Consider the following 25,641-nt stretch of genomic DNA (forward strand, 5'->3'; position numbering starts at 1 on the left):
GCCGGCCCGCTCCCCCCCCCCCCCTCCCCCCCCCGCCCCCCCCCCCCCCCCCCCCCCCCCCCCCCCCCCCCCCCCCCCCCCCCCGCGCCCGTGGGTCACCGCATCAGCGGGTGGCCGACCGCCGTACGACTAGCTGATCGTGAAGATCAGGCAGGTCAGGATGAGACAGGTGTACTGGCAGCCGCCGCCATGGCCGGTCAGCTCGACGGACTCGGTCTCGGGCAGCTCCTGCAGGGCCGCGAGGTCGGTCTCGAAGTCCATCATGTTCTCCATGATCGGGTTCCTCCCCTGTGTTCCGCCCGCCGCGATCTGCGGTACGGGCGTCGGGTGTTGCTCCCGCGGCGGCCTCCATCCGCCACCGCGGGTACCACCCCGGGCCATCGGGGCCCGGGAGTCTGTGAGCGGACCGGGTCGCCCCGTCCGGTCGGCCGGGGGCTACCCCGGTCGGCCGGTCCGCAGGAAGGCGGCCAGCAGTTCGTGCAGCACGGCGGCGCCGTCCTCGGCCAGCACCTCGTGCCCGGCGCCGGCCGCTTCCACGTACCGGAAGTCGGCGCCCTCGGTGCGGCCGATCCGCAGCAACTCGTGCCGCAGCGAGCGGGACTGGCTCACCGGGACGACCTCGTCCCGGTCCCCGTGTACGACCAGCAGCGGTGCGCTGAGCCGGTGCGCCAGCTGGAGCACATCGCGCGGGCCGCGGGCGTCCGCGATCGTGTCGCCGCCGCCGAGCCGGGTGGTCAACGCCCTGACGGGGGCCGCTGCTTCGGCCAGAAGCCGGGCGCCGGACAGGAACGGCGCGACCACCGCGCAGCGCGCGACCTGCTCGGCCGGCGCGTGCGCGGCCGCCAGCAGGGCCAGGAACGCGCCGTAGCTGACGCCGAACAGGGCGGGCGGCTCCAGGCCGAGTGCGGCGCGCCGGCCCGCGACGCCGTCCAGCAGGTACAGGATGTCGTCGAGGTCGGGCCCGCCCCAGGCGCCCCGGATGGCCATCGCGTGCGCCAACCCGTAGCCGGTGGAGCCGCGTTGGTTGGGCGCGACCACGGCGATCCCCTCGGCCGCCATGCGCTGCAGGGCGGGGTCGAACTCCAGCCGCCAGGCGTCCGCCGGGCCGCCGTGCAGGGCCAGCACCAGGTGCGGGCTGCTCAGCCAGGCGTCGCCGCCGTACACCACGGCCTCCAACGGCCCGGCCGGACCGGCGAGTTCGAGACTCTGGGCCGGGTGCCAGCGACCGCCGTCGCCGGGCGGGGTGGAGCCGTCCAGTTGCCAACCGGCGGAGGCGGTAGGGGAGGTGCGCGGTCCGCCGGGCTGCCAGGGCAGGACGGTGTCGCGCCACGGCCCGGGCAGGCCGGAGCCGAGCGGCGCCAACTGCAGGGGCAGCGGCACCGGTCCGGACCCGACGGGTGCCGGACCGTGTGCCAGCAGCGCGTCCACGTCCAGGGTGGCCAGCGCGGTCGGGTGGTCGGGCGAGGAGTACGGCATCCGCAGCCCCGCGTCCGACCAGTGACCTACCGCGCCGAGCCGACCGGGTGGCACCGGCAGCGGGTCCAACCGCCCGGCGGAGGGCCGCCACAGGGCCAGCGCCGAGCCGGCGCCGTGGTCGATCTGGACCACCACCCGGGCCCCCTCCGGCGCGGGCCGCAGCGCCACGGGGCGCAGGAACATGCCCGAGACGTGCAGGCACTCCGGGAACCGCAGCGGCTCCCCGCCGCCCAGCAGGCCCCAGCCCAGCCGGTCGGTGCCGGGCGCGTCGCTGCGCACCATCGCGAAGCTGCTGTCCGGATCGAACAGCACCAGCCGGTCGTTGCTGCGCTCGCCGATCTCCAGCAGCGGGGTGACGGCGCCGCTGCGCAGGTCCAGGACGACGGTGCGGACGATGCCCGAGTCGACCCGGTCGAGCGCCAGCAGCGCGCCGGCGCGGTCGAGCCAGACGCCGCCGCCGTGCAGTCCGGGGATCTCGGCGACCTGCCGGGGCTCGCTGCCGTCGGCGTGCACCAGCCAGACGGTGGTGGCCGGGCGGGTGTCGGTTCCCAGCGCCACGGCGACCGGGGCGCTGGGGCCGTCCGGCGCACGGGCGTCGTCCGGCGTTCGCCGGCCGTCCGGCGCAGGTGGGCCCTCCGGCGTAGGTGCGCCCTCCGGTGCACGGGTGCCCTCCGGGGTAGGTGCGCCCTCCGGCGCGCGGGCGCCGTCCGCAGAAGCCGCCGGAAGCGGCAGCAGCCGCAGGCCGGGCCGCCTCAGGGTGGCCAACTGACGTTCGGTGGTGGCCGGTTCGCGGCCCGGTTCGGCCGCGCTGAGCGCCACCAGGTCGTGCCGCTCGCCGTCGTGCCGGCAGACCAGGACCGAGCCGTCGGGCAGTGCGATCAGCTGCGAGCGCAGGTTCTCGGACCGGTTGCCGGGCAGTGCCAGTGAGGTCGGCACGGCCGGTCCCGTCGCCGGCAGGTGCCAGCTCTCCGCGTACCAGCCGCCGTCGGCGGCGGAGGCGAGGCAGGCGGCGTGGCTGCCGTCGGCGGCGAAGGTGAAGCTGAGGCGGCGCAGGGCCTGCGTCGCGCTCCTGGTGGCCACGGTCATGTCGCCCTCGTCTCGCCTGCGGGGGGCGGGAGTTCGCCCGGCGGCGCCGGCGGCACCGGGTCCACCCAGAGCCGTGGGCCGCCGTGCCGCAGCCGCAGCAGGAAGGCGAGCGCGCCGGCCGTCCCGGTGCCGTACGCGGCGGCGCAGCCGGTGCCGGTCTCGTCGGGCAGCACCAGCAGTCCGTCGCGCAGCGCCGGCCGGGCGGTGATCAGCTGCGCCAGCTCATCGGCTCCGGAGCGGAATTCGGCGTCGCCGGTGAACTCGGCGAGGTCGAGCAGGTAGTCGCCGTTGCCGGCCAGCCCGTGGCAGGCGCTGACGCCGCAGTGCCAGCGCCCGGCCAGGACGGCGCGCCCGGCGGCGAGGGCGAGTTCACGGGCGGTGGCGTCGCCGGTCACCTGCCAGAGCCGGAGCAGGAAGGTGCCCGCGCCCGAGGCGCCGCTGCACCAGTGGGCGAGCCTGACGTGGTCGGGATCGCCGGCGTCCTGCGGCCACCAGGCGCTCTCCTGCGCCCCGCCGCGGGACTCCCACCGCACGGTGGCCGCGAGCGTCCGCCCGGCCTCGGCGGCGCCCTCGAGCAGCGCCCGGTCGCCGGTGGCCTCGGCGGCGGCGAGCAGGAACGCGCCGACGCCCGCCACCCCGTGGGCGAACCCGAGGTGGGTGATCCCGGCGAGCGCGGAGTCGAAGTCCTTCGGGACCGGCCAGACCGTGCCGTACGGGGTGGCCCTTCCGGCGGCCAGCAGACCGTGGCCGCAGCGGGCGGCCCGGGCCAGGAACTCCTGGGCGGCGTCGGTGCCCGGGGCATCGGCTGCGAGGCGAAGCTGGAGGAAGCCGGCACCGGCGGCGCCGTGGCAGACGTCCGGGTTGGGCCATTCGACGGCTATCCCGCGGGCCAGCCCGGTGGCGCGTTCGGCGAGCGCCCGGTCGCCCAGCGAACCGGCGGCGTCCAGCAGCGCCCAGGCGGTGCCCGAGCGGCCGAAGTGCAGACCGGGCAGGACGACGGGCTCGGCGGCGCACCGGCGCTCGATCCACTCCACGGCCGTCTCCGTCGTCCGGCGGGCCTCCTCCCGCACCCCGGCCGGCAGGCCGCGGGCCACCGCGGCCCGGGCGAGCAGGGCCAGCACCCCGGCGGCGCCGTGCTGCACGTTGCAGGGGTCGGACCGCTGCCCGGCCGGCACGGTGGGCCAGAGCCGGTCCCGCCGCAGCGGGGTGGCGGTGGCCGCGAGGTGGCGCAGGCCGTCGCGCAGGACCCGGTCGACGACGGTGTCGCCGTCCTCGGCGGGGCGGCCGGCCGTGGCGCCCGCGGGCGCCGGCCCGGCTGCCTCCGTGCGGCCGCCACCCGGCGCCGGATCCCCGGGCCCGCCCGCCAGGGCCTCCCGGACACGGTGAAGGGGCCACCGCTGCTCGGCTTCCTCCGCGCGCAGCCCCAGCACCACCGGCGCGAGCCGCCGCGCGGTGTCGCCCGAGCGGGCGGCGAGCGCGAGCCAGCGGCCGAGGCGGTCGGCGACGGGGCGGGTGTGCGGCAGGTCCTCGGGCAGCAGCGGATCGTGGCCGGTGGCGAGCAGGAAGAACAGCCCGCCGAGCGCGTACAGGTCTGCCGTCGGCTCGGCCGCACAGCTGCCGTCGCCCGCCGGTCCGTCCTCGACCAGGGCGAGCCGCCCGGGCCCCTGCTCGGGGGCGCGGTAGCCCGGGGTGCCGGCCGAGCCGGCGCGGCGGCCGGCCTCGGCGGCCAGCTCCAGGTCGACCAGCCGCAGCGTGCCGTCGGGCTGCACCAGGACGTTGCCGGGGGAGAGGTCGCGGAGCACCAGGCCCAGCTCGTGCACCCGCTCGACGAGGTCGAGCAGGGCGTGCACCAGGGGGCCGGCCTCGGCCCAGTCGACGTCCGGGCTGCCGTCGCGGCGCAGCCGGGCGGCGACCCAGCTGCCCAGCGGTTGCCCGGCGATTCGTTCCTGCACGAGGAAGAGCGAGTCGTCCTGCTCGATCAGCTCGACCGGCCTCGGCGCCAGCCCCTGCCCCTCCAGCCGGGTCAGCAGCGCGGCCTCGTGCCGCAGCGCGGCCCGGGCGTCCGTCCCGGAGCGGTCGACCTCGATGTGTGCGCGGGCCTGCTTGACCACGACCTCCGCGCCCCCCTCGGTGTCCCGGCCGAGGAAGACCCCGCCCTTGGCGCCGTGCCGGATCGCGCCGGTGATCACGTACCGCCCGGCGAGCAGCACCCCGCCGGCCCCGCGCCGCGCCGCGGCCGGCTTGGCCGCCCCGGGCCCACGGCGGCCGGGCACGGCCCCGCGCCCCTCGGCCCCCCGCCCGTCCGCTCCCTGCTCCTCGACGCCCCACCCCTCGACCCCCGGACCCTGCGCCAGCGGGTCGCGCGCCCACGGCGGACACCGGTACGAAGCCCCGCGCACGTCCTCGACCCGCTCGCCGCCCGGCCCGCGCAGCATCGACCGGTACCCGCCGTCGTTGCCCAGCTCGGCGCGGGCCGCGAAGGCGCCGTACCGGTAGTGGACGCGACTGCCGGGCCGGTACGGCCGGTCGGAGAGCACGACCGGCCCGGGCAGGCCGTCGGTGGCCCGGTGCAGTGCGGCGGCCAGCCGCCTGAACTGCTCCTCGCCGTCCGGGTAGACGGTGATGAACTTGCCCGCCGAACCCCGCTCGCTGTTGCGCGAGTTGAGCTCGTGCAGCTGCGCAGGTCCGGCGGCGAACTTGAACGCGCAGGGGTCGTCGGCCAGCACCTCGGCGGCGGCGGCCAGCACCGCGCCCCCGACCGCCGACGCCGCGCTGACGTGGATCTTCCAGCCCTCCCCGGCCAGTTCACCCGCGGACGGCCTGGCCGTGCACCAGAAGCCCTCGACGGTGACCTCCCAGTCGCCGTCGCCTCCCCGGCCCCCGGCGCCGGCCAGCGCCGCCCGCGTGATCTCCGGCCACGAGCCGGCCGCTTCCGGCCCGCGGCCCGCCGATCCCTTTCCCCCGGCCGTACGAAGCGATGTGCCCGCCCCCATCCGCCTTCACATCCCTTCGTCTCGGCCGGCGCCCGTGGGTGCCCACTGCTCCGGCACCCGGGCACACGGCCACGGCCTGATCGGTTTCTCGGAAACACGGGAGCGCTGCCCCGGCCGCGTCCGCCGCGGACCTCGGCCGGGACCGGGCCCGGACCCCTTCCGGGGCCCGGAGCGGGCCCGTCTGACCTGGGCCCGAGCTCCGGCGGAGCGCCCTCCCGACCCCCTGGCCGGGGCAACTCCCGTTCGCAGAAGTGAAGTTACTTTCGGTTTCGGGGCGGGCTCAACGCGTAGCGAGTCACTTCACTCGTAAGGGTGATCTGGGCACTGTTTCGAATGTGTGCGAGCCGCCCTCTGTGAGCGGTGACCCCCCGCGCGCCCCGGCGGGCGCGCCGCCCGAACGGCCAGTGCGTCGTCTCCCGGCGCCGCCCGAACGCGCCGCCCGTACGCGCCGGACGGCGGATTGACGCGCATCTGTACGCCCCGTCCCCCACACCGGGCGCAGTGTGGGCCGGCCGGCCGGGCCCGCGCCGGCCCGGAACGCACCGGGCCCGGGCGGCCCGGGCGCCCCCGCGCGCACGGTAGTCTCGACAGGTGCCGAAACTGTCCGACGTCATCACCGCGCTCGAAGAGGTCTACCCGCCCCAGTGGGCGGAGTCCTGGGACGCCGTCGGCCTGGTCTGCGGGGACCCTCAGGCCGAGGTCCGCCGCGTGCTCTTCGCCGTCGACCCCGTGCAGGCGGTGGTCGACGAGGCCGTCGAGTGGGGTGCCGACCTGGTGGTCACCCACCACCCCCTCTATCTGCGCGGCACCACCAGCGTCGCCGCCACCACCTTCAAGGGCCGGGTCGTGCACACGCTGATCCGGGGCGGCATCGCCCTGCACGTGGCGCACACCAACGCCGACCACGCCGACCCGGGCGTCTCGGACGCGCTGGCCGAGGCGGTCGGCCTCCGCGTCACCAGCCCGCTGGTGGCGGACCCGACCGACCCGCTGGGCCGGCGTGGCACCGGCCGGATCGGCCTGCTGGAGCCCCCGCTCACGCTCTCCGCCTTCGCCGCCCAGGTCGCCAAGGGCCTGCCGGCCACCGCCGCCGGCGTCCGGGTCTCCGGGGACCCGAACCGGCTGGTCAGCCGGGTCGCGGTGTGCGGCGGCTCCGGCGACAGCCTCCTCGCCGAGGTGCGCGCGGCCGGTGTCGACGCCTACCTCACCGCCGACCTGCGCCACCACCCGGCCTCCGAGGCCGCCGAGGCGGCGCCGGTCGCGCTGCTCGACGCCGCACACTGGGCCACCGAGTGGCCCTGGCTCGCCCTTGCCGAGCGGGCGCTGCACGGCGCCGCCGAGCAGCGGGGCTGGGCCGTGGAGACCAAGGTCTCCCACAAGGTCACCGACCCGTGGACCGCGCACGCCCCCATGTCCTTCACCGCCTGACCCGATTCACAGGAGCTCTCCGCTTGAACGCCGCGCCCGCCGACCAGATCCGCCTGCTCGACCTCCAGGCCATCGACTCGAAGCTCGACCAGCTGGCCCACCGGCGTCGCAGCCTGCCCGAGCACGCCGAGATCGAGAAGGCCACCGCCGACCACACCGCGCTGAAGGACCTGGTCGTCGCCGCCCAGGCCCAGCAGGGCGACACCACCCGCGAGCTGACCAAGGCCGAGCAGGACGTCGAGCAGGTCCGCGCCCGGGCCGCCCGCAACCAGCAGCGCCTGGACTCCGGCGCGATCACCTCGCCGAAGGACCTGGAGAACCTCCAGCACGAGATCGGCTCGCTGGCCAAGCGCCAGGGCGACCTCGAAGAGGTCGTGCTGGAGATCATGGAGCGCCTGGAGTCGGCCCAGACCCGCGTCATCGAGCTGACCGCGCGCCTGGAGCACTCCTCGGTCGTGCTCAAGGAGGCCGAGGGCCGCCGGGACGCCTCCTTCGCCGAGATCGACGGCGAGGCCGACAAGGTCCGGCGCGAGCGCGAGACCGTCGCCGCCGTCGTCCCGGCCGACCTGCTGAAGCTCTACACCCGCCTGCGCGAGCAGCAGGGCGGCGTCGGCGCGGCCCGCCTCTTCCAGCGCCGCTGTGAGGGCTGCCGGGTCGAGTTCGCCGTCTCCGACCTGAACGCCATCAAGGCCGAGCCCAAGGACGCGGTCGTCCGCTGCGACAACTGCGGCCGCATCCTGGTGCGCACCGCCGACTCGGGCATCTGATCCGGTGGCGGGGCGCAGGTTCATCGTCGAGGCGGACGGCGGCTCCCGGGGCAACCCGGGGCCGGCCGGCTACGGCGCGGTGGTCCGGGACGGTGACACCGGCCGGATCATCGCCGAGGCCGCCGAGTTCATCGGCCACGCCACCAACAACGTGGCCGAGTACAAGGGCCTGATCGCCGGCCTGAAGGCGGCCCGGGAGATCGACCCGGACGCCTCGGTGGACGTCCGGATGGACTCCAAGCTGGTGGTCGAGCAGATGTCCGGGCGCTGGAAGATCAAGCACCCCGACATGCAGCCGCTCGCCGCCGAGGCACGCGGCGTGCTCCCGCGCGGCCAGGTCAAGTACACCTGGATCCCGCGCGAGAGGAACAAGGACGCCGACCGGCTCGCCAACGAGGCGATGGACGCGGGCAAGGCCGGCCGCCAGTGGGAGCCCAGGCCGCTGAAGTCCGCGTCGCCCGTCGTCGTGGAGCCGGCCGCCGAGCCGCCGCTGGAGAAGGCCGCGCCGAAGGCCGGCTGGGCGGCCGCCGCCGACCTCGGCACGCCGACCACCTTCGTCCTGCTCCGCCACGGCGAGACCCACCTCACTCCGGAGAAGCGTTTCTCCGGCAGTGGCGGCAGCGACCCGGAGCTCTCCGAGAAGGGCCGCTGGCAGGCCGAGCGGGCAGCGGAGGCGCTGGCCGCCCGCGGCTCCGTCCAGGCCGTGGTCAGCTCCCCGATGCGCCGCACCCGGGAGACCGCGGAGATCGTCGCCGGCCGCCTGGGCCTGGACGTCCGGTACGAGGACGGGCTGCGCGAGGTCGACTTCGGCGAGTGGGAGGGACTCACCTTCGCCGAGGTCCAGCAGCGCTACCCGGACGACCTCAACGCCTGGCTCGGCTCGCCCAAGGCCAAGCCGACCGGCAGCAGCGAGAGCTTCACCACCCTCACCCACCGGGCCGGGGTCGCCCGCGACAAGATCCTGGCCCGCCACCCGGGCAAGACCGTGCTGGTCGTCTCGCACGTCAGCCCGATCAAGACGCTGGTCCGGCTCGCGCTCGGCGCCCCGCCGGACTCGCTCTACCGGATGGAGCTGTCCGCCGCCGCGCTCTGCGCCGTCCAGTACTACGCGGACGGCAACGCCTCGCTGCGGCTGCTCAACGACACCGGGCACCTGCGCTGACCGCCGGCGGGGGCTCCCCTGGCCATCAACGGTTCGCATGGCTGAAATGACTGTCTTCCCGGTTCGTGACGTTTGTCCCATGGCAACAGCGATGCCTTGCGGTGGTAGCTCGGGGCGCCGGGTGGCCGGGTCGCCGGTGTCCCCGGCCCCCGCCGGCGCCCAGGCGGCGCTGGACCCGCCGGACCCGGCCCGGCCGGTTCTCCTGGCGCGACATGAACTCCCGGCCCGACCGGTAATCCCCGCCGTCGTGACCTCCGCGTCCGTCACATCGAGCGGAAGCATGACCGCGCGCACCGGGTGGACGTCACGTCGCCGAGGTGCCCGGCCGCGCGGCGAGGCCAGGGCACCCACAGGCACGACGCCGGGCGTAACGCCACCACCAGCGTCTTCGCAGTAGTGCGCAGCTTGTCACCCGAGCGGTGGGAGGCGAGGACGACGTCCGCAATGGCCAACCGGCGGCGACCGGTGGAAAAATCGCTGTCCGATCACCGGGGCACGGTGATAGACATCCGGCGTGGAAAAGAATCTTGAGTTCCCTGACCTGCTGCGACTGATCGACGAACGGTCGACCGCATTCCGCGCCGCGGTCGCCGCCGCGCCCAGTCTCGACGCACAGGTGCCGACCTGCCCCGGGTGGACGCTGTTCGATCTGGTGAAGCACCTGGGTGGGGGAGACCGTTTCTGGGCCGCCATCGTCGGCGCGGGGCCTGCCGACGCTCCCCCGGCCGAGGCCGCCGCTGCGCGCGCCGCTCTGGTAGTGCCGCAGGAGCGTGAGGCCCTGCTGGCCTGGCTGGCCGCGTCGACGCAGCTTCTGCTGAGCGCCCTGCGCGAGGCCGGACCAGAGAGCGGTTGCTGGACGTGGTGGCCTGCGTCGCAGTCACCGCCAACCTCCGGCGGTGTCGCCCGGCACCGGGTCCAGGAGACCGCGGTGCACACGTACGACGCCCAGCTCGCCTGGGGCGCCCCGCAGCCGCTGCCGGTCGAGGTGGTACTCGACGGTGTGGAGGAGTTCCTGTTCACCGTCTGCGGAACGCCGAGTGCTTGGCCGCACAAGCCCACGGCCTTCGACTTCCACGCCGCCGAGGGCCGCTCCTGGCGCCTCACGGTCGACGGCGACGGCGCACGCTCCACCCGCATCCCCGCGCCCACTGCCGCGACCGGCGTGGACTCGGACGCAGCCGGCGCCTCCATCCATGGCACGGCCAGTGAGCTGGTCCTCTACTTGTACGACCGTATCCAGGCCGATTCCTTGCACGTTGACGGAGACGCAGGGCTGCTCGACCTGCTCCGCGCCTGGGAGCCGGAGGAGAAGTAGGACGTAGCGGGGGCGGTCGGCCGCGCCGACCGTCTACCTGGTCAGAGCTCGAACTCACGACCTCCGCACGCAGGAATGACCCGCAGGCCGCATCAGAGCGCATCGGTGACGACCTTTCAACCTTCCGTGTAGTGCTGCCGGTTCGCCGCCGCGCGGAGTTCGGCGTCCTCGGTGACCCAGAGGTTGACGAACAGGTAGTCGCTCGGGTCGATGGGGAGCCCGAGGCCGGCTGCCCGGAGCGCGAGATCGGTGAGGTGGTCGGCGTAGAGCCGTTCGAGGGCGGAGCTCGCATAAATCCGGCGCGGCCTAAGCATCTTGACGCGAGCTCCGTTGGGGTTGTCGTCACGGGGGACGACCGAGATGATCGGGTTCCCCCTCGGCCCATGTCGAACTCGTGGATGCGCATGCCCAGGGCTTCACCGATCCGCCTTCCGGTTTCGGCGAGCAGGGCGAACAGGAAGCGGTCGTGGAGGTTGCCCACCCACTCACCCTGGTTCTTGCCGGTGCACACCAGGTGCAGCCGTAGTCCCCAGAGGAAGCGCGAGTGGCTGGCGCAGTACCCGTACTGCACCCACCCGGCCAGGTCGGAGGGTTTGACGGTTTCACGGGAGCGTCCGCATGCGACCGGCGTGGAGTCGACGACCCATACGTCGTCGGTCCACGACGTGGTGTCGACCGCCAGCACGCGGGTGACGCGCCGGATGAGCTCGCCGGCCTTGCGCGGCCGCCTGTTGTCGCCGGGTTGCTGGGGCAGGTACGGGAACGGGTGCCGCAGATGGGCGCGGGCATGCCGCAGCCACCGCGCCCCGGAGGTGAAGCCGAGCACCACCTGCGTCATCGCCAAGGTCACCAGCTCCGCGTCACTGAGCCGCGGCGCGATACCCACAGCCGGCCGCCACGGGGCGAGTTGCGGGGAATGCTTCAGAAGATCGTCGGTCTTGACGTAGAGGGTGGTCGCGAGGGAGTCCAACTCTGTCCTCACACACTGACGTCGGACTCCCTCCTCTCCGAGTGCAGGCGATCCCTGAAAACTGGCCCTATTCGCCAGTCACGACCCGATTCATCTCTTCGGCGGGCTTGTCCCAGACAAGCGAACAGCGCCACAGCGGAAGGCGGCGAAAGTGACTCCCGGGCAGTAGCCGTCTCGCCTGCCTGCGGACCTCGCCCCACGCCATGGTCGCCATCCGGACGGGCATGCCGTCCGGGTCGGTCGTGCCCCCATGACGGCGGGCATTGAGTCGGGCGGCCGGGACTCCCGCGCCGCTGATGATCCAGTCCTGCGCCGTCCGGTTTCCGGCCAAAGCCGACAATCGCCAGATCATCTAGCCCGGTGGGAAAACCGGTTGCCGCAGGCAGCGGGCTGGATCACTATTGCCCGCATGGACCTGTGAGATGCCACGTACCGACAACTGAACGAGTCGCGCGCACGACCTCGGAGCCTGAGTACCCGGCTGCCGTCGCGGTCGATCGCGCCCGCGTGTGCATTTTCCAGATGCTGGGAGCCGCGGCCCTGGGCCGCGAGAGCTCCCGCTCAGCCATGAAAGCAACTCATAATCATGCATATCGACCGCAAGGCCCAGTGGGCCGTGCGCCAGTCCGGCCTGCCCACCATCGTCCGCCGCTGCCCGGACTGCTCCAGCACGCGGCACCACCCCTCCGGCAAGATCCGGGTCAACGCGAACGGCAAGCTGCTCGACGTCTGGCTGCTGCTGAGCTGCGACGGCTGTGACCGGACCTCGAAGGCGCCGGTCCACGAGCGCGTGCACGTCTCGGCGCTCAAGCCCGCCCGGCGGGAGGCGTACGAGGCCAACTCACCGGCGATGGTCCGTGAGTTGGCGATGAGCGCGTCGCTCGCCATGAAGAACGGCTACCACCTGGACTGGGCCGGTACCTGGGCGCTGGAGACCGACACGCCCAGCCCGGCGCTCGACGGGCCGGGTCCGCTCATGGTCCGGGTGGCCTTCGAACTGCCCGCGCCGGTCCGGCTGGAGCGGCTGCTGATGCTCGGCCTCGGGCTCAGCCGCAGCGGGATACGCCGCCGGGTCGCGGCCGGGCGCGTGCAGTTGCCGGTGCCCGTGGACGGCAAGGTGCACCAGGACTTCGAGTTCACCGTTGCCGGGGCTGCTCCGGCCGGCCCCGGCCGCCTGGTGGAAGCCCCGCACCCGGTCGCCCGGCAGGTACGCCAGGACACGCTGGTGCTGGCGGCCGAGCGCTGATCGCGGCTGATCGCAGTTGATCGCAGCTGCGATCAGCCGACTGCGGCTTGTGGATCCGGGTGCGTCCGGAACGGTCCGGACGCACCCGGCAACGTGTGGCTCAGGTGCGGCGGCGGGCGGTGGTGACGATCTGGCGGCTGTTCGCGTCGATCGGCCCGTGGCCGGGGTCGCCGTACTGGGCCTGCACCTCGAAGCCGGCCTCGGCGAGGAAGGCCTTGAGCGGTTCGACGTGGGGGAAGCGCAGCGAGGTGCGGTCCACCCGGAACACGTGACCGTCCGCGTCGGCGGTGGGTCTCGGCGAATTCACCCTGCTCAGACCTGCCAGTAGCCCGAGGTCATCGCTCCACCGCATGCCGCGCCGTATCCGCGCCGACCGCCAATGACCGCTGAACCTCTTGGAATCGATCATCTGGCGATGACGTTACGTCGTTGACGTCGTTGAACGCCTTGGATGCCCGTTGATACCCCGGGGAGTCCCCACCGCGCCGCGGATCAGTGGATCTCAGTGACCACCACGTCCAGCTGCCACGGCTTGCGGGCGGTGCCCTCGGCCGCGACCTCCACCTTGTGGTCCAGCCCCAGCAGGGCGTCCACCAGCTCGCCGGGCGTCTTCGGCTCCGCACTAGCCACCAGCAGGTCGCGCACCAGCCGGCCCTTGGTCGCCTTGTTGAAGTGGCTCACCACGGTGCGCTTGCCGTTGCGCTCCTGGAGCACCCGCACGGTCGCCGTCCGGGATGCCACTTCGCCCGCCGGCTTCCACGCCGCCGCGTACGCCGAGCTGCGCAGGTCCAGCACCAGGCCGTCCGCCACCTCCGGCAGCACGGACGCCATGGTGCCCCGCCAGTACGCCCCGAGCGCCCCCAGGCCGGGGAGTTTCACGCCCATCGAGCAGCGGTAGGGCGGGATCCGGTCGCCGATCCGCACCGCGCCCCAGAGCCCCGAGAACACCAGCAGCGAACGCGCGGCCCGGTCGTAGGCGGCCTCGTCCAGCCGGGCCAGCCCGAGGTTGTCGAACAGCACCCCGGTGTACACCTCGCCGGCCGGCAGCGCGCCCGCCGTCGGCAGCGCGGCATTGCGCGCGATCTCGCCGCGCAGGCCCGGGCTCAGCCCGAGCACCTCGGCGGCCGCGTCCTCGTCGCCCCGGCAGAGCCCGACCAGGGTCTCCAGGACCTGCGCCCGCGCCGCCGTCAGCCCGGGCAGCGACAGGCCGTCGAGCGCCACCGGCACCCCGTCGGCGGACGCGGCCTTGCCCTCCGAGGGCGGCAACAGCACCAGCACAGCGGACTCCTCAACAGTTTGTGGCGGACGATCCCCGCCACCCTACGCAAAACCGCCCCCGGACCGGGTGCCCGGTCCGTCCTGCGAACGCCCGGCGGCCGCCGCAGGGGGCGCCCGCCCGCCCGGCGGCTGCTCCGGGCCGTCCCCGCCCGGCCGCTGACCCCACTCCTGGGAAGCAGGCCCGGGTACCGGCGCGCCCGCCCCCGGATCCGCCCGGAATCACCCGATTCGCCCTACGCTGCCTCCATGCCACGCCGAAAACTGCGCGTCAAGGCCGCCGACTCCGCCCGGATCAACGCCGAACTGGCCGAGTTGCGTGCCCGTCTGGAGATCCACACCGAGTGGCCCGACCCCGTCCTCGCCGAGGCGGAGGAGGCGGCCCGCACGCCACGGCTGCCGGAGTGCGACGCGACCGAGCTGCCGCTGTTCACCGTCGACCCGCCCGGATCCCGGGACCTCGACCAGGCCATGCACCTGGCCCACCGCCCGGGCGGCGGCTACCGGGTGCACTACGCGATCGCCGACGTGGCGGCCTTCGTCCGGCCAGGCGGGCTGATCGACTCCGAGGCCCGCCGCCGCGTCCAGACCCTCTACTTCCCGGACCACCGCGTCCCGCTGCACCCGGCCCGGCTCTCCGAGGACGCGGCCAGCCTGCTGCCGGGGGAGACCCGCCCGGCCCTGCTCTGGCAGCTCGACCTGGACGCCGAGGGCGCCGTCGTCCTCGCCGACCTGCGCCGCGCCCTCGTCCGCTCGCACCGCAGGCTGGACTACGCCGCCGTCCAGCGCGCCGTCGACGGCGGCGGCGCCGACGAACAGCTCGCCCTGCTCGCCACCGTCGGCCGGCTGCGCGAGGAGCAGGAGCGCACCCGCGGCGGGATCAGCCTGCCCGTCCCCGAGCAGGAGATCGAGGAGACCCTGCACGGCTACGTCCTCGGCTACCGCGCACCGACCCCCGCCGACGGCTGGAACGCCCAGATCTCGTTGCTCACCGGCATGGCCGCGGCCGAACTGATGCTGGATGCCGGCGTCGGCCTGCTGCGCACCCTGCCCGCCGCCCCGCCCGAGGCGTACGCGCGGCTGCGCCGCACCGCCCGCGCGCTGGACGTGGACTGGCCGGACGGCCTGCCGTACCCGGAACTGATCCGCTCGCTCGACCCGGACGCCCCGTTGGACGCGGCCTTCCTCAACGAGTGCACCGGTCTGCTGCGCGGAGCCGGCTACCGGGCCTTCGACGCCACGCAGGGCCTGCCGGCCCCGGCCGACCCGGTGCACGCCGCGCTGGCCGCGCCGTACGCGCACTGCACGGCGCCGCTGCGCCGGCTGGGCGACCGGTTCGCCCAGGAGATCTGCGCGGCCGTCGCCGCCGGTGAGACGGTGCCGGACTGGGCCCGGGAGGCACTGCCCGCCGTCCCGCCCCTGATGGCGGGCGGGGACCGCCGCTCGGCCGAGGTGGAGCGGGCCTGCGTGGACCTGGTGGAGGCGGAACTGCTGGCGGGCCGGGAGGGGGAGGACTTCCCGGCGCTGGTCATCGACGTGGACGAGCAGCGGCCGACCCGCGGCACCGTCCAGCTGCGCGAGCCCGCCGTCCGGGCCCGCTGCGACCGCCCCGACGGCGCGGGCGGCGCGCCTGGTGCCGGCCGCGGCCTGCCGCTCGGCGAGCAGGTCGTGGTCCGGCTGACGGTGGCCGACCCGGCCACCCGGACGGTCCGCTTCGCCGCCGTCTGATCCCGGCCCGGTGGGAGGATCGTCCCGTGACCGAACAGACCTCCCCCCGTCCGCGGTCCGCCGAGCAGCCGTCCGCCGTTCCCGGCCGGCGCCGTCGGCTGCTGGTGCTGGCGATCTGCTGTCTGAGCCTGTTCATCGTCGGGCTCGACAACACCGTGGTGAACATCGCCCTCCCGGCGATCCAGAAGGACCTCGACGCCCCTGCCTCCGGGCTGCAGTGGATCATCGACGCCTACACCCTGGTGCTGGCCTCCCTGCTGATGCTGTGCGGCTCGGTGGCCGACCGCTTCGGCCGGCGCCGGGTGTTCCAGACCGGCCTGCTGCTCTTCGTGCTCGGTTCGCTGCTCTGCAGCCTGGCGCCGAGCCTGGCCTGGCTGGTGGTGTTCCGCGCGGTGCAGGCCGTCGGCGGCTCGATGCTCAACCCGGTGGCGATGTCGATCATCGCCAACACCTTCACCGAACCGAGGGAACGGGCCCGGGCGATCGGCATCTGGGGCGGCGTGGTCGGGATCTCGATGGCGCTCGGCCCCCTGCTCGGCGGCTTCCTGGTGGACGGCGCCGGCTGGCAGTCGATCTTCCTGATCAACGTCCCGGTCGGCCTGCTCGCCTGCCTGCTGACCGCCCGGTACGTCCCCGAGTCGCGCGCGCCGCGGGCCCGCCGGCTGGACCCGGTCGGCCAGCTGCTGATGGTGATGCTGCTCGGCTGCGGCACCGCCGCGATCATCGAGGGCCCCGAGCACGGCTGGACGTCCCCGCTGATCCTGGCGCTCGCTGCGACCGCGCTCGCCGCGCTGGTGGCCTTCCCGCTCTGGGAGCGGAGGGTCCCCGAATCGCTCGTCGACCCGCGGTTCTTCCGCAGCGCGCCCTTCACCGGCGCCACCGTCACCGCCGTCTGCGCCTTCGCCGCGCTCGGGGGCTTCCTCTTCCTCAACACCCTCTACCTCCAGGACGTCCGCCACTACAGCCCGGTCGAGGCGGGCCTGTGGACGCTGCCGATGGCCGGGATGATGCTGGTCTGCGCGCCGCTCTCCGGCCGCATCGTCGGAGGCCGGGGACCGCGCGGCCCGCTGGTCGCGGCCGGCCTCGGGCTCGCCGCCAGCGGCGTGCTGCTCACCCGGCTGACCGCGGACTCCCCGGCGTCCCTGCTGCTGGTCGCCTACGCGCTGTTCGGCTTCGGCTTCGGCATGGTGAACGCTCCGATCACCAACGCCGCCGTCTCCGGCATGCCGCGCGCCCAGGCGGGCGTGGCGGCGGCGGTGGCCTCGACCAGCCGGCAGGTCGGCCAGTCGCTCGGCGTCGCGGTGATCGGCACCGTGGTCACCTCGGCCGTGATCGGCCCGCTCGCCACCGGCTTCGCCCCGGCCAGCCACGCCGGCTGGTGGATCGTGACCGGCCTCGGCGTCGCCATCCTCGTCCTCGGCCTGGTCACCACCACCACCTGGGCCACCGGCACCGCCGCCCGGGTGGCAGCCCGCCTCGGCGGCGAACCGCCCGCCGTCAGGCCCGGCGTACGGGAGGCCCCGCCCGAGCGGCTACCATGACCACTACGGCGGACGAGCCGGCCGGGCGGTCGCGACGGGTCCTCAGGGCCCGCCGAGGAACGTCCGGGCTCCACAGAGCAGGGTGGTGGGTAACGCCCACCCGGGGTGACCCGCGGGACAGTGCCACAGAAAACAGACCGCCCGCCGCTCTGCGCCCCGCGAGGGGTGGCAAGGCAGCGGGTAAGGGTGAAACGGTGGTGTAAGAGACCACCAGCGACCGGGGTGACCCGGACGGCTCGGTAAACCCCACCTGGAGCAAGGTCAAGATCGGCGCCCTCGGGCGCCGTGCGCGGATGCTTGAGGGCTGCTCGCCCGAGTCCGCGGGTAGACCGCACGAGGCTGTCGGCAACGGCAGCCCTAGATGGATGGCCGCCTCCCCGGGCCGCGCAAGCAACCCGGGAGACAGAACCCGGCGTACAGGCCTGCTCGTCCGTCCTCAGGCGTGTGAAGGCCCGCCGGTCCGTTCAGCGGGCCGGCGGGCCTTTCTCCGTCCGCCCGCGGTTCAGGCCGGGTGGGCGCCGACCGCGTCGCGGATCTGCTCGCCTAGGCCGCCGTTGACGCGGGCGCAGTTGGCGCAGCAGAAGAACCGGCCCGCCACCTCCACGCCGTGGCCCACGATCCGGACCTGGCACTGCTCGCAGCGCGGCGCGAGCTTCTCCATCGCGCACTCGAAGCTGTCGAAGGTGTACACGTCGCCGGTGATGGTCTTGATCTCGAAGGCGAGCCAGTAGTCGTTGCCGCAGGTGCCGCAGATGGCCATGGTGGCCGTCTCCCTTCCGGTGGGGGCTGAACGGCCGGTCGGGCGCTCAGCCCTTCCCAGTGTCGGAGCGGCCCCCGGGGGCGGCCACTCGGCCGCACCCGCCCGGGAGGCCCGGGAGGCCCGGGAGGCCCGGGAGGCCCGGGAGGCCCGGCAGGTCCGGACGTACCGGGGCCGGGTCGCCGGGGCCGGGCCACCCGGCGGGCCCAGGTGAGCTCAGGCGGGCCGGGCCGACAGCTCCTCCAGCGCCCGGACCGCCCGGTCGGCGTCCTCGACGCCGACGAACAGGTGGTCGTGGTGGAAGCCGGCCACCACGTTGCAGCTGATCCCCTCCTCGGCCAGCCGCCCCGCCACGGCGGCGGTCAGGCCGACGGCCTCCAGTGCCGAGTGGATCTGCAGCGTGATCCAGGCCACCACGTAGTCGTAGCGCAGGCCGAGCGCGTCCGCCTCCTCCTGCGACACCACCACCGTGACCCCCTCGGGCTCGGCGACGGTCACCACCGGCCGCATCCCGGCGGGCACCTTCGCGGGCAGCGTGCAGTAGACGTACCGCCCCGGGTTGAGCTGCGGGCGCATCCCGCGCAGCAGGGTCGCAAGGTCTCGTTCACCGGCCATGCCCGCCACCGTAGCGGCTGGGCCTGCGCCGCACGGGTCGTCGGCCGACGTGTCGGAAACCGTTGACGAGCGACAGTCACCGATATATCGTCGAGTTATCGAGACAGTTACTCGACTGTCCGAACGACCGACAGGCCGATCATGTGGAGGTGGGCGCCATGCGCTCAGGACGACGATTTCGTGAGGAGGGCCCGCTCGGCGGCAGGCGCCGGGGGCCGGGCCCGGAGTTCGGGGGGATGCCCGGGGAGGGCTTCGAGGGCCGGAGTGCGTTCGGCCCCTTCGGCCCGCCGCCGTTCGGGCCCGGACGCCCGATGGGCGGCCCGTTCGGCGGCTTCGGCGGGCACGGGGGCCGCGGGCACGGTCCGCGCGGCCGGCGCGGCGGGCGGGCCCGGCGCGGGGACGTGCGGGCGTCGCTGCTGGCGCTGCTCAAGGAGCGGCCGATGCACGGCTACGAGATGATCGCGGAGATCGCCGAGCGGACGGGCGGGGCCTGGCGGCCGAGCCCGGGCTCGATCTACCCCAACCTCCAGCTGCTGGAGGAGGAGGGCCTGATCACCGCGGAGGAGGTCGGCGGCAAGCGGCTGGTGTCGCTCACCGAGGCGGGCCGGGCCGAGGCCGAGGCGGGGGCCGCCGAACCGTGGGCGGAGGCCGGCCGGGAGGTCGACTGGGAGGCCGTCCAGGAGGTCGGCCAGGCGCTCGGCGCGGTCGACCACGCGATCCGGCAGGTCATGACGACGGGCACGGAGGCGCAGCGCGCCAAGGGCCTGGCGGTGCTGAACGAGGCCCGCAAGAAGCTGTACCTGATCCTCGCCGAGGACGCGTGACGGCTCAGGGGGGCCGGGGGCTGACGGTGCTGCTGCTCAGGGGCGGACGGCGAACAGTGCCACGCACGCGAGCAGCAGCACCGCCCAGCCGAACCAGAGCCAGCCGTTCGGTCCGATCGCCGCGCTGTAGACGCTGACCACCACCAGCAGTCCGGCGGTGACGGCGGCCACCTGCCGGTTGTGGTGCATCACCGCGCGGGACTTCGTCCTGGGGTGGTGCCGTACGGTCCTCGCCATCGCCGTCCTCCCTGGGTCGGGCTCCCGAGGGGAGCGGCCGTCACCCGGAGGCGCGGGCGCTGGCCGCCTCGTCGTACTCGTAGCGCCAGTACCAGCGGGCGCCCCGCTGCTGCTTGGCCCGGATGTACACCAGTGTGCGCGCGGGCGTCTCGCCGTGCGCGGGGACCGGCACCTTGTAGGTCTTGGGCACGCCGTACATGGGCCCCAGCGGGATCGGCAGGATCCGGCCGTCCAGGGGGCCGCCGACGAATTCGGTGTCCGCGCTCTTCACCACACCAGGGTCTCACCCCGGCGCAGGTGGCCGGCGGGCGGCTTCGCGGGGGCCCGCAGGTGAACGGCCGCCCGGGGTGGTCCGGGGGAGGGCTTGTGACGCGCAGGTGCCGGGAGTGTGACCGGAGAGGCACCGCCCCCGGTCATCCGGAGGCCCCGCGCACCCTTATCCTTCCTGTTACGCCCTCGGGGTTCACCCGGGTCAGCGGGCCCCGTACGGGCCGGGCAAGGCGCACGTCGGTGTGCCCGCCGGGCCACCGAGCCGCAGCGTCCGTGCTGCCGTGACTCCGTACCGTGACCCGGGCGTCGGCCGTCCGGCAACCCCGGCTCCGGCCGGCAGGGCGCGGACGGCAGGGCCGAGCACCACCCCGGGAAGCAAGCGGGGGGCGCTGTGCGTTGCGTCGGAGTGGTACGTCGAATGCTGTGTCACACCAGGCACGGCAGTGCGCGGAGAGGGGCCCGATGGAAGCCGGCAGCAGGTGGACGACCTGGTGGCAGAAGCGTGACCGTCAGCGGGTGCGGCCGGCCGACGTGGACGGCCCCGCCGCCAGACTGGACCAGCTGCTGGGCGCCGTGCGCGCCGGATTCCCGCTCGCGCCCGCCGCACATCCGGCCGGCTACCGGTGTTCCTGTGACCGGGTCGCCTGCCCGGCCCCCGCACAGCACCCGGTCTCCTTCGCCTGGCAGACCCAGGCGACCACCGACCCGGAGCAGGTGGGCCGCTGGCTCTCCCGGGATCCCCAGGCCAACTTCATCACCGCCACCGGCCGCGCCCACGACGTGCTGGACGTGCCCGCCGAGGCCGGCCGGCTGGCCCTGGAGCGGCTCACCGCGCTGGGCGTCGAGGGCCCGGTGGCCGCCGTCGGCGAGGACCGCTACCTGTTCTTCACCGCCACCCGGGGCACCCCGGTGGACGAGGACGAGTGGTGGCCGAGCGCCCTCGACTCCACCCCGGACACCATGTCCGAGCACCCCGGCCTGCGCTGGCACTGCCGCGGCTCGTACACCCTGCTGCCGCCGGCCGCGCTGCCGGACGGCTCCGAGGTGCGCTGGCTGCGCGGGCCCGAGCAGCCCCTGCCGGACCCGCTGCGCGTCCTGGACGTGCTGACCGACGCCTGCACCGAGGTGGGCGCGGTCGCCGAGGAGCAGTGGCTGATCGGCTGACGCGCCCACCCCGGGTGGTTACGGCAGGGTGAGGATCTCGGCGCCGTCCGCCGTGACGACCAGGGTGTGCTCGAACTGCGCGGTGCGCTTGCGGTCCTTGGTGACGACGGTCCAGCCGTCCGCCCAGACCTCGTAGTCGTAGGTGCCCAGGGTCAGCATCGGCTCGATGGTGAAGGTCATCCCCGGCTTGATCACCTCGGTGGCCCGCTCGCTGTCGTAGTGCGGGATGATCAGGCCGGAGTGGAACGACGTGTTGATGCCGTGCCCGGTGAAGTCCCGCACCACGCCGTAGTCGAAGCGCTTCGCGTAGGACTCGATGACCCGGCCGATCACGTTGATCTGGCGGCCGGGCTTGACCGCCTTGATGGCCCGGTTGAGCGACTCGCGCGTCCGCTCGACCAGCAGCCGCGACTCCTCGTCCACGTCGCCGCAGAGGTAGGTGGCGTTGAGGTCGCCGTGCACCCCGTGGATGTAGGCGGTGGCGTCGATGTTGACGATGTCGCCGTCCTGCAGCACGGTCGAGTCCGGGATGCCGTGGCAGATCACCTCGTTGATCGAGGTGCAGATCGACTTCGGGAAGCCCCGGTAGCCGAGGTCGGACGGGTAGGCGCCGTGGTCGCACATGTACGCGTGGGCGACGGCGTCCAGCGCGTCCGTGGTGACCCCGGGCGCGATCAGCTTCGCGGCCTCCTCCATCGCCTGCGCGGCGATCCGGCTCGCGATCCGCATCTTCTCGATCGTCTCGGCGCTCTGCACCTCGGGCCCGGTGTACGGCGCCGGCGCCGGCCGCCCGACGTACTCGGGGCGCGCGATGTGCGCCGGGACCTTGCGGGTGGGGGACTGGATGCCGGGTACGAGAGCCATGGCTGCGAGTCTATCCGCCGCCCCTGACCCGCCCGGGGGCGTGCGGAGGGGCCCCCTCCTGGGAATGATCCGTAGCGACCTGCCCCGCCGAACGGGAGTGACCGCCATGCCCCTGGGATTCCACCGCAAGCCGACCGGCAAGCCCGGCGAGTGGTTCTACTGCATCAAGCACGCCAAGGTGGAGGAGGGCCCCGAGTGCCCCGCCAAGGACCGCCTCGGCCCCTACGCCAGCCGCGAGGAGGCGGCGCACGCGCTCCAGCTCGCCGACGAGCGCAACCGCGAGTGGAAGAACGACCCGCGCTGGAGCGACAGGCCGACGGACGGCCGGGCCGAGTAGGCGTCAGCGGCCCTCGGGGCGGAGGTGCTTCGTCGTCAGCCGCCCTGGGGGCCGAGGTACTTCGCGCTGGTGAGCGGGGCGAGGACCTCCCAGCCGAGCGAGGTGTAGAGGGCGTGGCCGTCCGGGGTGCCGGCGAGGATGCCGGTCTGGGCGCCCTGGTCGAACGCCGCGGTGGCGAGCGTCCGCATCACCAGGCTGCCGAGGCCCCGGCGGCGGTGTTCGACGGAGGTCTCGACCTGGTCGACGACGGCGGTCGCGCCGAGCGGGACGGTCTGCCCGCGGGCCGCCAGCGCGCCGCCGGCGTCGGTGACGAGGGTGCGGACCACGCCGCCCCGGGTCCAGGTGCGCAGGCGGTAGCCGTCCGGGGCGGTCAGCCGGTGGGCGGGGGCCGGGGCCAGCGGGACGGTCATCAGGTAGCCGGGTTCGTCGTCGATCCACCAGTCGGGGCCGAGCCAGGGGGCGACGAGGGCCGGCGCCGCGAAGATCTTGAGCCACGTCCCCTCGGCGCGGGCGTCGCCGGCGACCTTGCGGACGTCGGCCTCCCGTACGGCGTCCCCGGTGGCGTCGAGGACGTGCCGGGTGACGTGGCCGGTGACGCCGACGTCCACGGTGTACCCCCACGGCTCGACGACGGGCGGCGCCGCGAGCCGTGACACGACCCACCCGTCCACCCAGCAGCGAACGACGTTCTCCGTCGTGATCTCCAGCATGGCCACCCCTCCGACCGATGATCCGATGAAGGAAAGAGTAATAGGCCAAGCAGCTAAGCGCTACTTACTTCGAGTGATCGCCTCCGTTTGTCCCACTGCTGCGGCCGCCTCAGCTCGCTCCGCCTCCGCCTGCTCGGCCGCCGCCCGCTCCGCCGGTGCGGGCGGGGCCCTTACCAGCGGTTGACGGCCGGCCCCGCGGTGAGCCGCCCGGCGAGGTCGGCCAGGTGGCCGAGCACCGACCGGCGGGCCGAGGGCTCCCCGGCGGCCGCGCTGACCAGGTGCTGGGCGAGGTCGAACGGCTCCTCCTCGGCCGTACCGACGGTCAGCCGCTCGTGTGCCAGGCCCGCCAGGCCGCCCGGCCCGGCGGTGCCGTCCAGGGCGAGCACCGTCGCCCCGCCGCGGCGGGCGTCCTGCACCCGCTCCAGCAGTCCCTCGCCGGCCGCCGCCGGGGCCACCACCAGCACGGTCGCCCCGCGCCCGGCCCCGGCCAGCCGCCGCAGGCCGTGCGCCAGGTGGGCCGGGGCCCCGGCGGGCACCCGGTGCCGAAGCAGGGTCGGCGCCAGCCGGGGGACGTCCGACCAGGCGGCCTCGTCCTCCAGGTGCGCGGCCAGGTGCCAGGGCTCGTACGCCTCGGTGCCGACCAGCAGCAGCCCGTCCGCACCGCGCCGGCCCACCGCATGCCGCAACGAGCCGGCGAAGCCACCGACCGCCTCCAGCCAGCCCGTACCGGCCAGCCGATCCCGGAGTGCCGAAACTCTCATCGCGTCCACGCGGCACAGAATGTCGCGGCGGGCCCGGCATTTGGCAGGATCGGCCCATGACTTCCCTCGATTCAGCGACAAACCCGGCCCACGAGCTGCCGGACGTCTCGCAGCTGGTGGTCGGTGTCCTCGGCGGCACCGGCGACCAGGGGCGGGGGCTCGCCCTGCGGCTCGCCAAGGCCGGCCAGCAGGTGATCATCGGCTCGCGCGACGCCTCCCGCGCCGAGGCCTCGGCGGCCGGACTCGGCCTCGGCGTGCGCGGCGCCGACAACGCGACCACCGCGCGGGAGAGCGACATCGTGATCGTCGCCGTCCCCTGGGACGGGCACGCCGCCACCCTCTCCGCCCTGCGCGAGGAGCTGGCCGGAAAGATCGTGGTGGACTGCGTCAACCCGCTCGGCTTCGACAAGCAGGGCGCGTACGCGCTGGTGCCGGAGGAGGGCAGCGCCGCCCAGCAGGCCGCCGCGCTGCTGCCGGACTCCCGGGTCACCGCCGCCTTCCACCACCTTTCGGCGGTGCTGCTCCAGGACGAGACCGTCGAGCAGATCGACACCGACGTGATGGTGCTCGGCGAGGAGCGCGCCGCCACCGACATCGTGCAGGCGCTGGCCGGCCGGATCCCGGGGATGCGCGGCATCTTCGCGGGCCGGCTGCGCAACGCCCACCAGGTGGAGTCGCTGGTCGCCAACCTGATCTCGGTCAACCGGCGGTACAAGGCCCACGCGGGCCTGCGGATCACCGACGTCTGAGCCGGCACCCGGGCCGGTACCGGAGCCGGCACCCGGACCGGCGCCGCGGGACGTGCCGGCCGCCGGTCTCACCCCTGGACCAGGTCCGGGGGTGAGGTCGGCGACAATGGGGGCCGACCGTCAGTCCGCGCTAGGAGCCCCCGCCATGCCCCGCACGTCCCTCTTCGCCTCGATCGTCGTCGTCCTCGCGCTGGCCGCCGGTGTGGTCTCGCTGACCCAGGGCTTCTGGTGGGGCCTGATCTGGATCCCGATGGCGGGCGTCGCCAGCAACGTCCTCTGGCTGAACCTGCGCCGCGAGAAGCTCGCGAAGGCCGCCGCCGAGCGGGCCGGCCAGCACGCCTAGCCCTTCCGGGCCTCCGGGCCTTCCGGCTCCCTAGTTCTTCCAGAACGAGAACAGGTACCGGCCGAGCGTCGCGTAGTCCGCGTCCGCGCCGAACAGGCCCATCAGGCCGTACACGGCGTCGAAGAAGAACCGGTTCACCTCGGGCTGCCAGAGCAGTGCGAAGACCGCCAGCATTCCGTACGGGGCGAACGGCTCGACCGCGCGCCTGGTCCGGTACGACAGCCACGGCTCGATGATCCCGTAGCCGTCCAGGCCGGGCACCGGGAGCAGGTTCAGCAGGGCCGCGCTCAGCTGGAGCAGCCCGAGGAAGCCCAGCGCGCCGGAGAACGGCGAGACGGTCAGCTCGTAGCCGTGCCACTGGGCGTGCACCGACGGGTCGTCCAGCCAGCCCGCGCCGATCGGGATCAGCAGCAGCGCCGCGCAGGCCAGGTTGACCAGCGGGCCGGCCGCCGAGATCAGGCTGTGCTTGAGCCTGCCCTCGATCCGGTGGCGCTCGATCCAGACCGAGCCGCCGGGCAGGCCGATGCCGCCGAGGATCACGAACACGACCGGCAGCACGAAGCTGAGCAGGATGTTGGTGTACCTGAGCGGGTTGAGCGTCAGGTAGCCCTTGGCGCCGACGGTGAGGTCGCCGCCGTGCAGCGCGGTGCGCGCGTGCGCGTACTCGTGCAGGCAGAGCGAGACCATCCAGCCCGCCACCACGAACAGGAACACCCCGAACGAGGCGTTGCCGTACCCCGCGTACACCGCCCAGCCGGACGTGGCGAGTATCGCGAGCAGCACCCAGAACACCGGGCTGATCCGGCGGTCCTCGCTGCGCGAGCGCTGCGTTGCGGCGAAGGTCATGGTGTGGGTGCTCCGGGTGTCTGGGGGGTGTCTCGGGTGTGGGTGTCCGGGATGGGGCAGGGACCGATCATGCCGGGCGGGTCCGTCGGCGGACAAGCCGTCCCGGGTGAACGTACGACGACCCGGTCCCGGTTCCGTGCCCCGGTGCCGGACAGGGGAGCCCCGGCAGCGGACAGT

26 protein-coding genes, 1 other RNA gene and 1 pseudogene are annotated in these 25,641 nt (G+C 74.4%); 13 read left to right on the forward strand and 15 right to left on the reverse strand.

Annotated elements, in window-relative coordinates:
- Positions 1–129: 129 nt before the first annotated feature.
- The 3 genes from ACZ5WK_RS06135 to lanL form a co-directional block, all read right to left on the reverse strand.
- Positions 130–273 carry a VenA family class IV lanthipeptide gene (locus ACZ5WK_RS06135; RefSeq protein ID WP_465545460.1) on the reverse strand — a complete coding sequence of 48 codons (144 nt, stop codon included), beginning with the start codon at positions 271–273 and terminating at the stop codon, positions 130–132.
- Between the two features lie 162 nt (positions 274–435).
- Positions 436–2,562 carry an alpha/beta hydrolase family protein gene (locus ACZ5WK_RS06140; RefSeq protein WP_465545461.1) on the reverse strand — a complete coding sequence of 709 codons (2,127 nt, stop codon included), beginning with the start codon at positions 2,560–2,562 and terminating at the stop codon, positions 436–438.
- Positions 2,559–5,555 (reverse strand): class IV lanthionine synthetase LanL, encoded by a 2,997-nt coding sequence (gene lanL, locus ACZ5WK_RS06145; protein WP_465545463.1) that lies wholly within the window; start codon positions 5,553–5,555, stop codon positions 2,559–2,561. Before lanL ends, ACZ5WK_RS06140 begins: the two co-directional genes overlap by 4 nt.
- Positions 5,556–6,146: 591 nt before the next feature.
- Between lanL and ACZ5WK_RS06150 the strand changes: the two genes are divergently transcribed.
- From ACZ5WK_RS06150 to ACZ5WK_RS06165, 4 genes are all read left to right on the forward strand, one after another.
- Positions 6,147–6,983 carry a Nif3-like dinuclear metal center hexameric protein gene (locus ACZ5WK_RS06150; protein WP_465545465.1) on the forward strand — a complete coding sequence of 279 codons (837 nt, stop codon included), beginning with the start codon at positions 6,147–6,149 and terminating at the stop codon, positions 6,981–6,983.
- A gap of 23 nt (positions 6,984–7,006) precedes the next feature.
- Positions 7,007–7,750, forward strand: a complete 744-nt coding sequence (locus ACZ5WK_RS06155; protein ID WP_465545466.1) for a zinc ribbon domain-containing protein — start codon at positions 7,007–7,009, stop codon at positions 7,748–7,750.
- 4 nt (positions 7,751–7,754) lie between these two features.
- Positions 7,755–8,912, forward strand: a complete 1,158-nt coding sequence (locus ACZ5WK_RS06160) for a bifunctional RNase H/acid phosphatase (protein WP_465545468.1) — start codon at positions 7,755–7,757, stop codon at positions 8,910–8,912.
- Between the two features lie 514 nt (positions 8,913–9,426).
- Positions 9,427–10,227, forward strand: a complete 801-nt coding sequence (locus ACZ5WK_RS06165; RefSeq protein ID WP_465545470.1) for a maleylpyruvate isomerase family mycothiol-dependent enzyme — start codon at positions 9,427–9,429, stop codon at positions 10,225–10,227.
- 116 nt (positions 10,228–10,343) lie between these two features.
- Here ACZ5WK_RS06165 and ACZ5WK_RS06170 read toward each other — a convergent pair whose 3' ends face one another.
- Positions 10,344–10,541, reverse strand: coding sequence for a hypothetical protein (locus ACZ5WK_RS06170; RefSeq protein WP_465545472.1), 198 nt, complete (start codon positions 10,539–10,541; stop codon positions 10,344–10,346).
- A gap of 188 nt (positions 10,542–10,729) precedes the next feature.
- Positions 10,730–11,209, reverse strand: a pseudogene (locus tag ACZ5WK_RS06175) (transposase family protein); the annotation flags it as partial.
- Between the two features lie 574 nt (positions 11,210–11,783).
- On the opposite strand from ACZ5WK_RS06175, the gene ACZ5WK_RS06180 reads away from it, so the two are divergent.
- Positions 11,784–12,443, forward strand: a complete 660-nt coding sequence (locus tag ACZ5WK_RS06180; RefSeq protein ID WP_465545474.1) for a DUF1062 domain-containing protein — start codon at positions 11,784–11,786, stop codon at positions 12,441–12,443.
- A gap of 100 nt (positions 12,444–12,543) precedes the next feature.
- Here ACZ5WK_RS06180 and ACZ5WK_RS06185 read toward each other — a convergent pair whose 3' ends face one another.
- Both ACZ5WK_RS06185 and yaaA read right to left on the reverse strand, forming a co-directional pair.
- Positions 12,544–12,750 (reverse strand): hypothetical protein, encoded by a 207-nt coding sequence (locus ACZ5WK_RS06185; RefSeq protein ID WP_465545476.1) that lies wholly within the window; start codon positions 12,748–12,750, stop codon positions 12,544–12,546.
- Between the two features lie 185 nt (positions 12,751–12,935).
- Positions 12,936–13,721, reverse strand: coding sequence for a peroxide stress protein YaaA (gene yaaA, locus ACZ5WK_RS06190; protein WP_465545478.1), 786 nt, complete (start codon positions 13,719–13,721; stop codon positions 12,936–12,938).
- A gap of 246 nt (positions 13,722–13,967) precedes the next feature.
- Here yaaA and ACZ5WK_RS06195 point away from each other — a divergent pair, with 246 nt between their 5' ends.
- The 3 genes from ACZ5WK_RS06195 (at position 13,968) to rnpB (ending at position 17,420) form a co-directional block, all read left to right on the forward strand.
- On the forward strand, positions 13,968–15,446 hold the full coding sequence (locus ACZ5WK_RS06195; protein ID WP_465545480.1) for an RNB domain-containing ribonuclease: 1,479 nt from the start codon (positions 13,968–13,970) through the stop codon (positions 15,444–15,446).
- 104 nt (positions 15,447–15,550) lie between these two features.
- Positions 15,551–16,987 carry an MFS transporter gene (locus ACZ5WK_RS06200; RefSeq protein WP_465545932.1) on the forward strand — a complete coding sequence of 479 codons (1,437 nt, stop codon included), beginning with the start codon at positions 15,551–15,553 and terminating at the stop codon, positions 16,985–16,987.
- A 13-nt stretch (positions 16,988–17,000) separates the two neighbouring features.
- An RNA gene (gene rnpB, locus ACZ5WK_RS06205) (RNase P RNA component class A) lies at positions 17,001–17,420 on the forward strand.
- A gap of 69 nt (positions 17,421–17,489) precedes the next feature.
- Here the strand turns inward: rnpB and ACZ5WK_RS06210 are convergent.
- Entirely contained in the window at positions 17,490–17,747 is a 258-nt protein-coding gene (locus tag ACZ5WK_RS06210; protein WP_465545482.1) for a Prokaryotic metallothionein, read from the reverse strand.
- A gap of 213 nt (positions 17,748–17,960) precedes the next feature.
- Entirely contained in the window at positions 17,961–18,359 is a 399-nt protein-coding gene (locus ACZ5WK_RS06215; protein ID WP_465545484.1) for an ACT domain-containing protein, read from the reverse strand.
- 158 nt (positions 18,360–18,517) lie between these two features.
- Between ACZ5WK_RS06215 and ACZ5WK_RS06220 the strand changes: the two genes are divergently transcribed.
- A complete protein-coding gene (locus ACZ5WK_RS06220; RefSeq protein WP_405365851.1) occupies positions 18,518–19,183 on the forward strand; it encodes a PadR family transcriptional regulator in 666 nt (221 codons plus the stop codon).
- A gap of 36 nt (positions 19,184–19,219) precedes the next feature.
- Here ACZ5WK_RS06220 and ACZ5WK_RS06225 read toward each other — a convergent pair whose 3' ends face one another.
- Entirely contained in the window at positions 19,220–19,420 is a 201-nt protein-coding gene (locus tag ACZ5WK_RS06225; protein WP_465545487.1) for a hypothetical protein, read from the reverse strand.
- Positions 19,421–19,460: 40 nt separating this feature from the next.
- A complete protein-coding gene (locus ACZ5WK_RS06230; protein ID WP_405365853.1) occupies positions 19,461–19,691 on the reverse strand; it encodes a hypothetical protein in 231 nt (76 codons plus the stop codon).
- 461 nt (positions 19,692–20,152) lie between these two features.
- On the opposite strand from ACZ5WK_RS06230, the gene ACZ5WK_RS06235 reads away from it, so the two are divergent.
- Positions 20,153–20,854 carry a bifunctional DNA primase/polymerase gene (locus ACZ5WK_RS06235; RefSeq protein ID WP_465545489.1) on the forward strand — a complete coding sequence of 234 codons (702 nt, stop codon included), beginning with the start codon at positions 20,153–20,155 and terminating at the stop codon, positions 20,852–20,854.
- An 18-nt stretch (positions 20,855–20,872) separates the two neighbouring features.
- Here ACZ5WK_RS06235 and map read toward each other — a convergent pair whose 3' ends face one another.
- Positions 20,873–21,718, reverse strand: a complete 846-nt coding sequence (gene map, locus ACZ5WK_RS06240) for a type I methionyl aminopeptidase (RefSeq protein WP_465545491.1) — start codon at positions 21,716–21,718, stop codon at positions 20,873–20,875.
- A 106-nt stretch (positions 21,719–21,824) separates the two neighbouring features.
- Here map and ACZ5WK_RS06245 point away from each other — a divergent pair, with 106 nt between their 5' ends.
- The gene (locus ACZ5WK_RS06245) at positions 21,825–22,055 is read left to right on the forward strand and encodes a hypothetical protein (RefSeq protein WP_465545493.1); all 231 of its coding nucleotides are present in this window, start codon (positions 21,825–21,827) and stop codon (positions 22,053–22,055) included.
- A 35-nt stretch (positions 22,056–22,090) separates the two neighbouring features.
- Here the strand turns inward: ACZ5WK_RS06245 and ACZ5WK_RS06250 are convergent, their stop codons facing one another.
- Both ACZ5WK_RS06250 and ACZ5WK_RS06255 read right to left on the reverse strand, forming a co-directional pair.
- A complete protein-coding gene (locus ACZ5WK_RS06250; RefSeq protein ID WP_465545495.1) occupies positions 22,091–22,765 on the reverse strand; it encodes a GNAT family N-acetyltransferase in 675 nt (224 codons plus the stop codon).
- Positions 22,766–22,935: 170 nt separating this feature from the next.
- Entirely contained in the window at positions 22,936–23,535 is a 600-nt protein-coding gene (locus ACZ5WK_RS06255; protein WP_465545497.1) for a hypothetical protein, read from the reverse strand.
- A gap of 47 nt (positions 23,536–23,582) precedes the next feature.
- On the opposite strand from ACZ5WK_RS06255, the gene npdG reads away from it, so the two are divergent.
- On the forward strand, positions 23,583–24,275 hold the full coding sequence (gene npdG, locus ACZ5WK_RS06260) for an NADPH-dependent F420 reductase (RefSeq protein ID WP_465545499.1): 693 nt from the start codon (positions 23,583–23,585) through the stop codon (positions 24,273–24,275).
- 145 nt (positions 24,276–24,420) lie between these two features.
- On the forward strand, positions 24,421–24,618 hold the full coding sequence (locus ACZ5WK_RS06265; protein ID WP_465545501.1) for a hypothetical protein: 198 nt from the start codon (positions 24,421–24,423) through the stop codon (positions 24,616–24,618).
- A 30-nt stretch (positions 24,619–24,648) separates the two neighbouring features.
- On the opposite strand, the gene ACZ5WK_RS06270 is transcribed toward ACZ5WK_RS06265, so the two are convergent.
- Positions 24,649–25,464 carry a site-2 protease family protein gene (locus ACZ5WK_RS06270; protein WP_465545503.1) on the reverse strand — a complete coding sequence of 272 codons (816 nt, stop codon included), beginning with the start codon at positions 25,462–25,464 and terminating at the stop codon, positions 24,649–24,651.
- Positions 25,465–25,641: the final 177 nt, after the last annotated feature.

Source organism: Kitasatospora sp. NPDC032757, assembly GCF_055579305.1.